The organism is Ketobacter sp. (assembly GCF_003671495.1).
Lineage (GTDB): Bacteria > Pseudomonadota > Gammaproteobacteria > Pseudomonadales > Ketobacteraceae > Ketobacter.
The window spans coordinates 12,630-26,738 of sequence record NZ_RCHN01000011.1; the positions used below are offsets into that span (position 1 = coordinate 12,630).

General features: G+C 59.1%; 13 protein-coding genes. 3 read left to right on the plus strand and 10 right to left on the minus strand.

Going from position 1 to position 14,109, the window contains the following annotated elements; translation table 11 throughout:
* Positions 1-150: 150 nt before the first annotated feature.
* From D9N14_RS04515 to D9N14_RS04545, 7 genes are read right to left on the minus strand one after another with little or no spacing between them, the layout of a single operon-like run.
* Positions 151-684, minus strand: coding sequence for a nuclear transport factor 2 family protein (locus D9N14_RS04515; RefSeq protein ID WP_290577384.1), 534 nt, complete (start codon positions 682-684; stop codon positions 151-153).
* Positions 677-1,132, minus strand: a complete 456-nt coding sequence (locus tag D9N14_RS04520) for an SRPBCC domain-containing protein (RefSeq protein WP_290577386.1) — start codon at positions 1,130-1,132, stop codon at positions 677-679. The genes D9N14_RS04515 and D9N14_RS04520 overlap by 8 nt, the downstream gene beginning before the upstream one ends.
* A complete protein-coding gene (locus D9N14_RS04525; protein WP_290577388.1) occupies positions 1,132-2,190 on the minus strand; it encodes an SDR family NAD(P)-dependent oxidoreductase in 1,059 nt (352 codons plus the stop codon). The genes D9N14_RS04520 and D9N14_RS04525 overlap by 1 nt, the downstream gene beginning before the upstream one ends.
* A complete protein-coding gene (locus D9N14_RS04530) occupies positions 2,187-3,212 on the minus strand; it encodes an SDR family NAD(P)-dependent oxidoreductase (protein WP_290577390.1) in 1,026 nt (341 codons plus the stop codon). The genes D9N14_RS04525 and D9N14_RS04530 overlap by 4 nt, the downstream gene beginning before the upstream one ends.
* Positions 3,199-4,464, minus strand: coding sequence for a sulfotransferase family protein (locus D9N14_RS04535; RefSeq protein WP_290577392.1), 1,266 nt, complete (start codon positions 4,462-4,464; stop codon positions 3,199-3,201). Before D9N14_RS04535 ends, D9N14_RS04530 begins: the two co-directional genes overlap by 14 nt.
* 9 nt (positions 4,465-4,473) lie before the next feature.
* The gene (locus tag D9N14_RS04540) at positions 4,474-5,697 is read right to left on the minus strand and encodes a DUF1214 domain-containing protein (RefSeq protein ID WP_290577393.1); all 1,224 of its coding nucleotides are present in this window, start codon (positions 5,695-5,697) and stop codon (positions 4,474-4,476) included.
* 12 nt (positions 5,698-5,709) lie between these two features.
* On the minus strand, positions 5,710-6,513 hold the full coding sequence (locus tag D9N14_RS04545; RefSeq protein WP_290577395.1) for an SDR family NAD(P)-dependent oxidoreductase: 804 nt from the start codon (positions 6,511-6,513) through the stop codon (positions 5,710-5,712).
* Between the two features lie 112 nt (positions 6,514-6,625).
* On the opposite strand from D9N14_RS04545, the gene D9N14_RS04550 reads away from it, so the two are divergent.
* The gene (locus D9N14_RS04550; protein WP_290577397.1) at positions 6,626-7,312 is read left to right on the plus strand and encodes a TetR/AcrR family transcriptional regulator; all 687 of its coding nucleotides are present in this window, start codon (positions 6,626-6,628) and stop codon (positions 7,310-7,312) included.
* Between the two features lie 17 nt (positions 7,313-7,329).
* Here the strand turns inward: D9N14_RS04550 and D9N14_RS04555 are convergent, their stop codons facing one another.
* Positions 7,330-7,584, minus strand: coding sequence for a hypothetical protein (locus tag D9N14_RS04555; RefSeq protein WP_290577399.1), 255 nt, complete (start codon positions 7,582-7,584; stop codon positions 7,330-7,332).
* Between the two features lie 9 nt (positions 7,585-7,593).
* Positions 7,594-8,085 (minus strand): NifB/NifX family molybdenum-iron cluster-binding protein, encoded by a 492-nt coding sequence (locus D9N14_RS04560; protein WP_290577401.1) that lies wholly within the window; start codon positions 8,083-8,085, stop codon positions 7,594-7,596.
* Between the two features lie 230 nt (positions 8,086-8,315).
* Here D9N14_RS04560 and D9N14_RS04565 point away from each other — a divergent pair, with 230 nt between their 5' ends.
* A complete protein-coding gene (locus D9N14_RS04565) occupies positions 8,316-10,577 on the plus strand; it encodes a thioredoxin domain-containing protein (protein ID WP_290577403.1) in 2,262 nt (753 codons plus the stop codon).
* Here D9N14_RS04565 and D9N14_RS04570 read toward each other — a convergent pair.
* Positions 10,574-11,476, minus strand: coding sequence for a GAF domain-containing protein (locus D9N14_RS04570; RefSeq protein ID WP_290577404.1), 903 nt, complete (start codon positions 11,474-11,476; stop codon positions 10,574-10,576). The two genes, D9N14_RS04565 and D9N14_RS04570, sit on opposite strands and share 4 nt — an antisense overlap.
* Before the next feature lie 299 nt (positions 11,477-11,775).
* Between D9N14_RS04570 and D9N14_RS04575 the strand changes: the two genes are divergently transcribed.
* Positions 11,776-14,091 (plus strand): serine/threonine protein kinase, encoded by a 2,316-nt coding sequence (locus tag D9N14_RS04575; RefSeq protein ID WP_290577406.1) that lies wholly within the window; start codon positions 11,776-11,778, stop codon positions 14,089-14,091.
* The last annotated feature ends 18 nt before the right edge of the window (positions 14,092-14,109 follow it).

Genomic DNA, 14,109 nt, shown 5'->3' on the forward strand with positions numbered 1-14,109 from the left:
TTTGTAACTCTAAGGTTTACACCGTATACCCATTCGCGCCGCACATCAATAGGCCGCGGCATCGGCCTGTCTTGCCCCGTTGGGCGGATTGTTCAGGAATTCCGCAGCCTGAACCCCTGGTATCAGGTAACCGGCTGAAAATAAACAGCTTTAAAGCGCCGGTGCCTGGACTCCTGCAAACAGCAGTTGGAGACGGCTATCGTCCATTTGGACTACGCAGGTGGAGGTGGCGCGGAACAGGGTCTGTTGAATGCGCCAGTGATCGGCTTGTTTTATGTACCGATCCTGGTAGTAGCCGGCCAGTTGGGTAAGGGTGTTGGCCTGGGTATTGATCTGGTGAAAGTACAGATCCCAGGTGGCGCTGGCCTGCTGCGGTGAATGCCACTGGATCTGACCGTTCTGGCCGTGGTGCATGTCGATGATGTGATCGTGGCAGGCCAGTTGTCGGTACAGCGCGAGAAAATCCTCCCGCCGGGTAAAGACGCCCAGGGCACCGTAATCGATGAGCACGTCGTGTGTGGCGAAACACTGGCCGATGGCGTCCACGTTTTTGCGATCACAATGATGCAGGTACGCGGCTTTCAACTGGCGGATGGCTTCGATATCTTCCAGCCGTTGCATCCGTTGCGGCCAGTCCGGCTGGGCGTGGCGTGGGTTATGGTTATGATGATGGTTGTCAGGCATGGGCCGTCTCCTGTTCTGCCCGTTGCTTGAGGGCATAGGCCATGTTGTTGAAACCCTCCTGCATGGAGTGAAAATACAGCCAGCGCACCAGGGGAGTGAGCAGTCCACTCAGGTGATCTTCGGTGTGATAACAGCAGCGGTCTGCACCCAGGGCTTCGACGGTTTGCCAGCGGCGTGCCCGCAACAGGCGCTCGTGCAGCATGTGCATGCCCCAACCCAGTTTGTGGGGCGGGTGCACCCCGGTGATGAATTCCCGTTGCAGGCGTTTGCCCCGCCCCGGCAGGTTGACATGCAATTCCACCGGACTGCCCAGCTCGAAACGGGTGACGACTTTTTCTGTAAACGGGTTCCATTCCGGATAGCGGTCGACGTCCAGCAGAATATTCCACACGGTGGTCTGTGGGGCATGGATTTCCACCCGCTCGGAATACACCGTGAACTCCAGCATCAGGCGGTGCCCGCTGCTGTCTGGCTGGTGGCGCCGGAATGGGTTGCGCTGGGTGGTGTGGCAAGGTGTTGTGCCGATGGCTGTGTTGGCAGCCCGTCAATCCATTGCTGGGTTTCCTCCCACAGGCGTTGTGCCACGACCCGGTTGTCGGCTTCCGGGCTGGCGGTGGCCACTGCGCAGCGATCAAAGTACCGGCCCCCCTGCAGGCCCGGTTGGGTGGCACAGTAGATCTGGGTTTGCGCCCCTTGCAACGGGCTCAGCATAAACAGCATCTGCAGGGGATTCACGATCTGCAGTAATTTTTGCATGCGCTTATTGGTTTCCAGTCCTTTGATGGCGATGTTGGTGGCGATGGAGCCGGGATGCAGAACATAGCTCTGCACATTGTGGGCGGCATAACGACGTTGCAGTTCAAAGGCGCCGTGCACCAGTCCCAGCTTGGATTGCCCGTAGATGAGCCAGGAACTGTAAGGCCGGCTGGGATGAAACAGCTCGCTGTTGAGGCCTTTTTGATGCAGGTGGGAGGCGACGAACACCACCCGGGCGGGCTCCATTGGGGTGCCCGCCTGCTGCAGACGATCCAGCAGGCGATGGGTCAGGTGCATGGCCCCCATGTAGTTGGTGCGCCAATGGATTTCAAAGCCGTCGTCGGACAGGTGAGGCTCCGTCCAGCTACCCAGGATGTCGGAGTGCACGCCGGCATTGTTGAGCAGGATGTGCAGCGGCGCGTCGATGCTGTTGTGATACCAGCGCACAAAGGTTTCCACCGACTCGGCGTGGGTCAGATCCAGCGGGTGGCCCTCTACCGCACAGGGGAAACCATCCGCCTGCAGCTCGGCCCGTAATTGCTGTACGCAGGCATCGGTTTTGCTGCGGGTGGTGACGATGACACGGGCGCCCCAGGCGGCCAGGGTCTTGGCCGTCTCATAGCCGATGGAACCGGGTGAGGTGCCGGTGACGATGACGGTTTTATGGTGCAGGTCCACCGGCGTCGCCATGGGAGGCTTGCTGAAAATCCGTCGTAACACGCTGGTGATGGCGATTCGAACGTCGTTCATAGGCATTCCGTTTCCCTCCGGTTTGCAGTGAGATAGGGTTGGATTAACGGGGCGCTGCATTCCCACAACTGTTTTCCATTCAGGGCATCCAGCGCCAAGGGGGATGGCTGTTTTGCTTTCATCATATGCAGGTAAACATTGCTGTGTTCGGTCATGTCCGGTGAACAGGCCAGCAACATGACCGGCTCGGCCGCCTGTTCCGGTGACCGGAACAACAGCTTCATGATGGGGGACAAAATCGGTTTGATATAAACCGGTGATTCGCGGGCGATATTGGAAGCGATGGGGCCCGGGCACAGGCTGTGGAACAGAACCTGTGGTGGGCCGTTGCCATTGACGCGCCGCTCCAGTTCCTGCACGAAGGTGGTGAGGTGCAGTTTGCTCAGCCCGTAAAATTTCATGCCGTGCTTGATGCCGTAATCCTGGAATGCCGCAAACCGGTTGAAATCAATGGGGGGCGATGACTGGTGCGCCTCTGAAGAGACAAACACCACCCGGGGCAATGCGGATGGAGTGCGATTCGCCGCGCGCGGAATCACGCCGTCTTCGAGCCAGCGTGCCATCAGTAAACGGTTTGCCAGAAAGTGCACAGCGAACATCACTTCGTGACCCTGGGGGGTGCGGCGGGCGTGCAACGGCATCAGGCCCGCGTTCATGACGGCGATGTCCAGACGGATGTTGCGGGCCTGCATCCGGTCACAAAGTTGCGCCACTGAAGCAAGGTCTGAGAGGTCGGCCTGCAGCATTTCCACATTGGGGTTGCCGGAGGCCTGTTTGACCGCTTCACCGGCGTCGGGAATGCCGCTCCGGCACACCATCAGCAGGTGCGCACCGCGTCGCGCCAGGTCAATGGCGACGGCCTTGCCCAGACCACTGTTGGCGCCGGTGACCAGAGCCACTTTACCGTCCAGGCGCAGCCCCGGGTCCAGGGGTGGCAGCTGATCCTGGCGGCTGAACAGATCCAGCAGGCCGGTGACCACCGCGGACACCACACCTTTGTGACCGACGTTATTCATTTTCATAGGGGATTCCATAGCGGCGGCGATAAAAGGCGTATTCCCGTTCGATGTCATCCCGGGTCAGACCAAAGTCCGCCAGGCGATACACATGTTTGCCGTAACGGTGCTGCACATTGCGCTGGCTGGTGTGCTTGGCCGCAGTGGCAATGGCCTGATCAAACGCAAGACCCGCAAACCGGTAAATGCGTTCCACCTGGGCGACAGGGTCCTGCAGCAGATCGTAATAGGACACGTCGATAAAACGTTCCTCGCCGTATTGCTCGCGCACGTTGATGGACAATTGCATCAGTCGGTTCACTTTGCGTAACCAGTGGCGCGCGACTTCGTGAGCATCCACCTGATCGCTGAACACGCCGCGGCCATGGGACACCATGCTGCAGAAGGAACCGGTGGTTTTTTGCGGGTCGCGGTGAGTTTGCACGATGCTGGCTTCGGGGAAGACCTTGAGGATGACATCCAGGTATTCCATGTGATGGGGCGTTTTCAGCACCCAGTTTTGGGCCGGGCGTTGCCAGGTGAGGATCTTCAGCAACGTGCGCAGGTATTCATAGGCGCGGGTGTGATCCTGCTGTTCCAGCCAGCGGGCGTAGGTGGGGACATGCAGTGTGGCCTCCGGGGACTGGCTCATAAAGCACAGGTCCAGCAACAGTACGTCCTCTTCCGGGGCATCGTGCTCCACCGGATGAATGGCAAAAAACTCCGGTGCCAGATACGCCAGCCCTTTCTCGGCGGTGCGGGCCATGGCAATGCGTTTTTTGGGATTGCCGGATGGCTCCTTGGGCAACGGCAGGGGGTTCAGGGCCTCCCAGGACAGCAGGGCGCGCATATTGGGATCGGCGGCCAGCAGGCGGTGCAGGGTGGTGGTGCCGGTGCGTTGCAGGCCGGCAATAATGATGATTTTGCCCAGATCCAGCTGCAGAATCTGCGGCTGCTCTTTGAGTAATTGCTGCACCCGCAGGCGCACTGCCAGCGCGCTTTCCAACCGGTTTTTCTGAATCAGTCGGCCCAGCGGGGTGAGTTGCGCCTCCTGGTTGATGGAATCCACCAATACCTGTAACGGTTCCAGGAACCACTCATCGCCAAAATCCGTGAGCCCGGTTTTCTGCCGGGCCGCGGCGATCAGTTGCCGGCAATTCAAGTCGTGCCCCCAGCCCAGTTTTTGCGCCGCCCGGCCGGCCCGGTTGAAGAGGGCAACGGGCAACGGACGATAAGGTTTATCGTAGCGGTTGCCGGTCTGCAGTGTGGATTTCCCCATGATCGGTACTCATGCTGTTGTGGTCTTTTGTTGTTGTTTTTGTTGCTGTGTCAGGGCGTGCAGCTGGTGCAGGCTCAGCACCTGTGTGCGCGGTTGCGGGTGGTGCTGGGCCCGAATCCAGCGAAAGCACATGGTGCCGCTCTCATGTCCGGTGGTGTTGATCCAGTTGGGCAGGCCGGGGTCCTGGTGGGCCACCACAATGCGCACCGATCCGTCCGTTTCGTAATGGGCAAGATGTTTGTTGGTGTGAATGCGGTAATGGGTGTAATCCAGGGATTCCATCCAGTAATTGTTGAGCTGGAAATTCCAGTGTTCACAGGGCGGCGGTGTGACCTCAATCAGCAGCACCTGATCCGGCGCCAGGGCCCAGTGGCTGTGGTAATAGATGATGTTGGGATCACCGCCGGCGGCGGTGGAGGTTGCCGGGTCGAACTGGGGCAACTGATTGCTGTGCTGCTGGAAATCCCGCGCCCACTTGGCAAACAACAAGGCGGCACCGGCCACCAGGGTGCTGGTGGATTTCAGGCCTGCGTCCACTTGCTGGGGCGTCAGGGGGGAAGGCCCCGAGTGCTCGCCGTCGGCGCAGATCCGCTCGATGTGCAGCTCGGCGGGAATTTCCCGCTCCCGGTCCAGAAAGGTTTGCCGCACGATCAGGTTGCCGCTGTCCGCGTGCATGGGCAGCCAGTTTTTCGGATGCGGCCGGCAACTGACGATGATGTCAAAGTTGCCGTCGGCGTCGATTTCCAGTAGCGATGCTTCCAGGTAACCGGAAGGGGGCATGCCGCCGCCCTGGCCGTAGTGGCCGATCTGGGTGCCGAAGCCCAGGTACTTCACGCTGTTGCGGCGGCCGCGGATGCGATAGTCGTAGGCCCCGCTGATGCAGGCGGTCTGGTAGAAATTGTCCGGGTTGTCCGCCCCCATTTTGACGGTCTCGTGCACCACACGATGCAACACAGGGGCTTTGGGGTCTGCGTGTTCCAGAAACGCCATCAGGCCGGCGCGGGTCAGGCGGGTCAGGTAGCGATAGCCCTCCGCCTGGTTGAATGCATCCTGCGGTGTGCCGGGAAAACTGAGGGCAGCACCGGCGGCTTTCAGGGTGTCACAGAAGTCTTCCCAGCTCTGCCCGGAGAGGATGCGTTGCTCGGCCACAGAGGCGGCGCTGATCCCCCGCAGCTGGCGCCACCACAGGGTGATCTGACGGAATCGATTCAACAGGCGGATGGCAAGTTTCATCAGGCTTCACCGCTATCCCATATAGGCCTGGCCACCGTCGATGGCAATGCTTTGGCCATTGATGTAGGCGCACTGGTCGCTGCACAGCAGGGCCACAAAACGGCCGATGTCCTGCTCGCAATCGCCCACCCGCTGCATGGGCAGGGAGCGGATAAAGGCCTGGGATTCCGCCGGGTTGTTGTCCATCCACCATTGCAGGCCGGGGGAGGCCGCCAGGGGCAGGATCACATTGCTGCGGATGCCGTCTTTGGCCCATTCGCAGGCGGCGCTGTGGGTGAGGGCGCGAATGGCCTCTTTCACGGCAGCGTAACCGCCATAGCCGGAACTGTCCCAGCGTTTGGCGGCAGTGGACGCCAGGTTGACAATGCAGCCACCGTTTTTCAGGTGGGGATAACAGAGCTTCATCAGTCGTAAGGTGGCCATGGGGCCCGACTGCCAGCCCCGCTCCAGTTGTTCGTCACTTAACTCCAACAGGTTGCCCAGGCACATTTCCTGGGCGTTGTTCACCAGGATGTCGAGCCGGCCGAACCCGTCCAACACCCGCTGCACCAGCGGTTCCAGTTGCGCTGCCTCCAGTACGTTGCAGGTCAGGGCCAGCGCCTCGCCACCCCGTTCCCGGATCAGGTCGCAGGTGTGCTGGAGCTTGTCCGGTGTGCGTCCGGCCACGGCGATGCGCGCACCCTGCTCGGCCAGCGCCAGGGCAATCCCCTGGCCGACGCCCTGACCGGCACCGGTGATCAGGGCCACTTTGTCCTGCAGGGGCTGTGCAGCCTGAAGTTGAGTATGGGATGGAGAATTGCTGTGTGCGGAAGCCATGATTCTTCCTATCAATTATTAGTTTTTTTCTGAACGGTAAAGTATGATCCGTATAAATGCAATATATATTGCAAAATGATTATAAAATGGATTGTCGATAAGAGGAGTGGATATGAATGCAGCCGTGGACGCCGTCCGCAGTAAAGGGGAGGTAACCCGGGAACGGATTCTGGACGCGGCAGAGCAACTGTTTGCGGAACTGGCTTTTGAAGGCACCACCCTGCGGGAAATCGCAGCGTTGGTGGGCATTCGTGAACCCAGCCTGTACACCCATTTTGCCGGCAAGGACGCCATTTACACGGCGGTCATTGATCGGGCCCTGATCCCGTTCAGTGATCTGCTGCAGGACTGGAACCGCTCGGAACTGACCGTAAAAACCCTGTTCGACATGCCTGCCAGGCTGGTGCAGTTGCACGCCCGCCACCCGTACAGTGCCCAGATCCTGCATCGGGAGTTCACCAGTCCGCCGGCGCGCATCAGCCCGCAGGTGCTGCAATGGCAGCAACAGTTTGTGGCGCAGTCGCAGCGCTTTATGGAAGGTCTGCCGGACGGCGCGCTGACAGGCAGTGCCCGGTCGCAGACACCAGGGCCTGAGAAAACCGGTATGGAGAGGTCAAGGATCAACAAAACCCAGGTGGTGGCCAACATGATCACCTGCACCAACCTGATCCTGGGAATCTTTTCCACCCGGGGTATGCAGATGCAGCTGTTGGGGGAGGACTACGACGCCGAACCGGTGTTGGCGGAACACCTGCGCCTGGCCAATCGCATTTTCAAGAGTCTGGTGATGTCAAATTAGCGTCACAGCCACCGGACTCAATCACTTTCGCCCCACAGGTATTCATCGATCTCCCGCATCATAAAATGATTGTCCTTCACCGTGCGGGCGATGTTTTCGGCTTCCGCCTGGGAATAACCGTGCAGATTAAAGCTGGTGCGTCCGGCTGGATGACCCTGGTAAAACAGTTGGATTTCCAGATTCCAGTTGGCGTTCTGTTGTGGGTCGGGGTTGAGGCGGATGTGGGCTTTCAGGTTGCGTTCCAGTTGGGTAATAAAATTCAGGGTATCCATGGCGGGTGATCAGCCGTCCCAACCTTCGTCGTCCATGGCGTCAAACCGGCTTTCGCTTTGCCCCTGTTTTTTCTTCAGAATGTTGGCCAGCCAGAATGCCGGTGTACCCTGCAACTCGCTCTGGATGCCGGCGATGAGTTCCTCCACATCCGGCCCGCCGGTGACTTTCATGGGGGTAATGCCCAAGGCGATCAACTGGCGACTGGCGGAGCCGCCCACGGAACCGCAGTAAACAATGTCCGCACCCACCAGCCAGGACAGCTTGGGTTTCAGTTTGTCCTCGTTGCCGTCTTTTTTCTCATAACCGAAATCCTTGTGGGTGATGAGGTCGGCGGTGTCGGCACTGATGCTGAAAACATAAAACGCTTCCGCCGAGCCAAAGTGCTGATCCACCAGGTCACCGTCAGAAGAGGCGAAGGCCACAATCAATTGACGGCTGTCATCGACAGCATCGGCAACGGAGTCGTAATCATTGCTGACAGCGAGTTGTTCCATGGACATGGCGGTTCCTCCATCAGGGTACGGATGACGTTCTGTTGGAATGGAATCTGCAATCCCCGAACCATCCGGACGGCCTCCAGTGAGTTCCGGTGTTGAAGCGATAACTGCAGCTAGAACAGATGGTTATTGCGTTTCAAGGCGACAGTGTCAGCGCCGTTGCAGGGCCAAACGGTTGACTGCTATATGACATTGTCATGTTTGCGACAGGCATCAGGAGTCACCATCCAACCATGATCCGCAGTATTGGCCTGCAGGCAGCCCAGGAACAAAAACGTGGGCAATACGACATTCGAACCCGGCATCGGGATGCCGATGGCAATCCACGTTTCGTGAATCACCTGATTCGGGAATCCTCCCCCTATTTGTTGCAGCATGCCCACAACCCGGTGAAATGGCGCAGCTGGGATGCCGGCGCATTGCAGCTGGCCAAAGAGCAGAACAAGCCGGTGTTCCTGTCAGTGGGGTACAGTACCTGTCACTGGTGCCATGTGATGGAAGAAGAAAGTTTTGATGACCTGCAGGTGGCTGAGCACCTGAACCGGAACTTCATTGCCATCAAACTGGATCGCGAGCAGCGCCCGGACCTGGACGAATTGTACATGACGGCGTTGCAGATCATTCGTGGCAGTGGCGGTTGGCCCATGTCGTTGTTCCTGACGCCGCAAGGCGCCCCATTTTTTGGGGGCACCTATTACAACAAGGCCCAGTTCATCGAAGTGCTGCAACAGGTGCACCTGTTATGGCAGGAGGAACAGGCGGAGTTGATGCAGCAGGCTGATCAACTGCTGGCGCAAGTCAAAGGCTACCTGGAACCGGTTCTGAAGCCGCAGCAACCGGACCCGCAGCTGCCGGAAATGCTCAGTCAACACCTGCTCAAACTGCAGGATCAAGAACACGGCGGCTTTGGCCAGGCACCTAAATTTCCCCAGGAACCGTATCTGTTGTTCCTGCTGGACCAGGTGGCACGGGATGTTCAGTGCCCGCTGCCGCACAATCCACTCTGGCGGATGCTGAGTGGTGCCCTCGACGCCATGCTGCAGGGAGGCCTTTACGATCAAGTGGGTGGGGGCTTTCATCGTTACGCGGTGGACCCGGGTTGGCAAGTACCGCACTTTGAAAAGATGTTGTATAACCAGGCGCAATTGGTGCGGGTGTATGCCCAGGCTTTTGCGTTGAGTGGTAATCCGGAATACCGGCGTCTGGCGGTGGAAACCCTGGCCTATGTCAGCACGGAAATGCGTGACGCGCAGGGTTTGTTTTTTTCCGCCAGCGATGCCGACAGCGAAGGCGAGGAAGGCTTGTTTTATATCTGGCGTCACACCGAGCTGAAAATGCTGCTGGAGCCGGCGGAGTTTGAACTGCTGACCCGTTGTTATGCCATCACAGAACAGGGCAACTTCGAGGGGCGCTTGGTGTTGAACCTGCAATCGGATTTGCGGGCCTGTGCCGACCGTCTGCAGGTACCCTATCCGGAACTGGTGGAGCGCTTGGCACGAATCCGCCAGATCCTGTACCGACACCGGGCATTGCGCCAGCCACCCTTGACCGACCACAAGGTGATTACCGAGTGGAACAGCATGATGATTGCGGCCTATGCGGAAGCCGCGCGGCTGTTGGATGAGCCGGACTATTACGACATTGCCCGCCAGGCGGCCACCACTCTGTTGGCCGTGCATCGCCGAGAGAGTGGTGCCCTCTGGCGCCTGAGCCTGGGCGGGCAGGGCTCCGAGGAAGCCTTGCTGGAGGACTATGCCCATCTGCTGGATGCCCTGTTGCGACTGTATGATGTGGCCCAGGATCCGCAGTGGTTACAGCAGGCGATGACACTTTACTGTGCCCTCATGGAGCAATATTGGGACAAGGAGCAGGGTGGCTTCTTTGTGAGTGGTAAGCAGGTGTCCGGGCCGTTGCCGGTGCGCAGCAAGAATGTGGCGGACTCCGCCACCGTCTGTGGCAATGGCTTGATGTTGACGGTTTTACAGGAGCTGCAGGATCGAACTGGTGAGTGGTTGTTGCGGGATAAAATCAACACCCAGCTGCGAACCTTTGCGGCCTCCGTGAACCAGGCGCCGCTGTCCTCGCCCATGCTGGTGAAGGGTATTGTGCACAGGCAACAGGGTAGTGCCCAGGGGCTGCAGTATGGAGCCGGGGGTGCCTTGTGGGCCCGTTTACAATGGCGGGGTGTTCAGGCGAATGGCGAGCAGCGTTTACAACTGACAATCCGTGGACGCAGCCCCTTTTACATTGATCCCCGGCAGGTAACCGCCGTGCATTATGGATCGGACCAGCGACCAGAGGCCATACCGTTGTCTTTGGGAAACACCGTGAATGACCCTGCTGCGACCGTCTGGGAGTGGACCTGGACGCTGTCGCTGCCCCATACGCAGGGTGCCGGGTTGAAAGTGGGCGTGACAGTGCGAGCCTGCAACGCCGACCGTTGCCATACACCGGAACAACTGGTGCTGGTGTGTTGGCCGCTTGCGGACCCTTAAAACACCAGCGTAATGATGGAGTGCAGTTTGCCCTCCACGATAAATGGGATAAAGACACAGCGCTCATGGTTGGCGTGATCACACTCCTCCACCAGGGGGCGGCCACTGAGCCAGGTTTCACCCAGGGCGCCCTGTCCGCGGGCGAAGGCCGTATCCAGATAACGTTGCTCCAGATCGCTGGACTCTGAGCAGAAGCCGGTGCGTAACAACAGGTAGCGGTCATCCCGGTCGGGCACCCAGACTTCAAAGCGCTTGGCGATGGGGGTGGACAGTGTAGAGAGGAAGGTGACAATGCGCACATCCTTGGCGGCGTAGCTGAAGGGGATCGCGAGGCCACTGGTGATGCCGCTTTCCTCGGCGTTGCGCGCCCTAAGGAAACTGTTGGAATGGGGCAGGTCATTGATCATTACCGGCCGGTTCTGATCCCAGGCCTGCCCCGGCAAACCGCGGCCGCGTAACATGGTGAGGCGGCGCGAGATCCAGCCAAATCGTTCCAGCTGTCCGTAATAACCATCCGCCAGTTTGAGTTCATTGCTGCTGCCGGAAGGGTTATGCCAGACTTCGACAGCACCGGACAGGTCGCTGCCGGCACCACAGAACAACACCACCACGCCCAACAGGAAGTCACCCGCGAACACCGGAATCGACAGCGCGCAGGCCAGGCCGGCATCCTGGGCCAGCTGGCTGCGCTTGAAATCCTCCCCGCTGAGGTCGGTCCAGATCAGAGGGCGGCGCTCGGCCCAGGTTCGCCCCGGCATACCCTCTGCGAAGGCAAATGCCATGGCTTGGCTGGCGGATGCAAATTGCGCCAGATCGCCGTAGTGTGAAGAGGCCAGGACCAGAAACTGGCCGCTCAGATCCGGTTGCCAGACTTCCGCGGCTTTGACGAATAACGACATATCGACAGGCTCCCCAAGGCTGATGCTTGGTTCAAGGCTACTATCAGTGTCCAGCGGCTGGCAACAATTCCGTCACATTCGGCCAGATACGGCTTGTCCCTGCACCCCATACAAACCCGCTTAGTGCGAAGATCAATCAGTTTTTGGGGCAATGCCGGACAAAAAGCCGTAATTTTCACAGAGGGCCCCACAGGCTCTGGACATTCGCAGGTTAAGGGCACAAGAATATTGGTCTCTCCCAACCGTCGTCGTTATTCAGTCATCGGGGTCAAGCACAGTACGAGGGGTGGTGTATTCCAATGGAAGTGGTAATACCTGGCTATAAGATAGTCAAAGAAATCGGCAAGGGCGGCATGGCCACAGTCTATGTGGCGGTGCAGGAAAGTTTCAATCGCCAGGTGGCGCTGAAAATCATGGCGCGTCACCTGACCGGCGATGAGATATTCAGTGAGCGTTTCTTCCGCGAAGCCCGCATCATCGCCAGCCTGAATCACCGCAACATTGTACCGGTGTTTGATGTGGGGCGGGCCGGGCCCCATCACTACCTTTCCATGGAGTATCTGCCGGGCGGCGATCTGAAACAACGCCTGAAGCAGGGCATTCGCGCTGAAGAAGCGCTGCACGTGATTTATGAGATCGCCACTGCCCTGGCCTACGCCCACTCAAAATCCTACATTCATCGCGATATCAAACCGGAAAACATTTTGTTCCGGGAAGACAATACCGTGGTGCTGACTGACTTTGGTATTGCCAAAGCCCTCGATACATCCGACTGCAATATGACGTCCACCGGCATGATTGTGGGCTCCCCCCATTACATGAGCCCGGAGCAGGCACTGGCCCGGGAAATCGACATCCGCTCCGACATCTACAGCCTTGGGGTTGTGTTCTACGAGGTGCTGGTGGGCAAGCCTTTATATGATGCCAACTCGTCGGTAGCGGCGGCCATCAAGCACATCTCCGAGCCGATTCCCCAACTGCCGGAGACTTTCTCCTATCTGCAGCCGCTGTTGGAAAAAATGGTGGCAAAGGCTCCGGAAGACCGCTATCAATCCGCCGGTGAAGTGGCGTTTGCCCTGGAACCCTATTTGCGGGCGGCACCGGAAAACTGGAATACCGTTGTGCAGGAGGCGTTCGTCAGTGAAACCGACGGCGGCACCCGAATCATGGTACCGGCCACGGGTCAGCATCGGGCGGCAGTGGCGACGCCCGCCCCGATGCCCACCGGTCGGCATGCGGCAGCGCCCTCGTTGCAAGCGGCTGCGCCCTCGCTGCAAGGGGATGCGGGCCGTGCCAAATTCAGCAGCCGGGTGTCCGAGGCGGCGATCCAGGTTGAGCACAAGATTGAGGCGCGACTGCATAACCTGCGCTCCGGCATGCTGACAGATCGCAGAAAACAGGGGGCCATGGCGGCGGCTGTGGTGTTGCTGGTGGGGGCCGGGTTGACCCTGTCCAACCGGGGTGCAGATGAGTTGCCGTCCCCAGCGCAACCGGTGGCACAGACGCCGGTGATGGCGCCTGATCCTGCGCCCGGCCCAGTACTGGAAGAGGATACGCCACAGCTTTCCAACGCTGAGGAATCCAAAGTCGAACTTCCCGCGCAACAGCTCACACAACAGCTCACACAACAGGAACAAACCGATCCGCCATCTGGGCAGGCGGATTCCGGTGATGTGCTGGCCAGTTATCTGGACGACCTGGATACCCGTGCGGGCCCGGCCACGCCGCCGGAAGTCATTGAGGAGGCTGCGCCACCGCGGGAGCCACCACCGCAGCCGGAGCAAAAAGCCCATTCCGTGGGCATCATCGCCACCGCCGAGGCCGCACCGGAGGAGCAGGATGCAGAGCAGCAGACCCTGCAATTGGCGTTGCTGGAAACCGCAACCGACAGCGCAACCACCAATGCCTCGGATGCCGAGCCGGATTGGGTACCCATCGACGGCACCGGCTCCAGCAGCGGGGAACTGGAACGTTTATTGGGGCAGGCCCGGGAGGCCCTGCGCCGGGACCGCCTGATGCTGCCAAAACAAACCAGCGCCTACACCCTGTACTTACAAGCGCTGGAATTGAATCCCACCAACCCGGAAGCACGCCAGGGCCTGGATCGCATTGTGAGCAAGTATCTGGTGCTGGCCAGTCGGCAATTGAATGAGGGTGAGCTGGACCAGGCGCAGGAATATGCAGATCGGGCCGCTGCGGTGGCAGCATTGGACGGTGTGTCCGCGGAGCAAAAGCAGGAGGTGGGGCGCATGCAGAGCACCATCGAGCGCGTGCGCTACCTGGAGGTCATGGAGCAACTGGAAACCTGGATTTCTGTTGTGAAACAGAAACAAAACCTGACACCGGAAGACCTGAACCGTGCCTATGAATCCTACATGTCGGTGCTGAATCACAATTACCGTGATCCGAAAGTGTCTGTGGCCCACGAAGTGTATGCCAATGCATTCTTCAATCTCGGCAAGCGCTATTTTAAATCCGATGATCTGGAGGTGTCCGGCGACCTGATTACCAAAGGATTGGAGATCAATCCCGAACACGAAAAGCTGCAGGATCTGAATGCCCGCTGGGAACGTAAGAAAAATGGCGACGAGTGGTTTATGGACCGCTTTTACTGATACTCTTGCCCGTACATG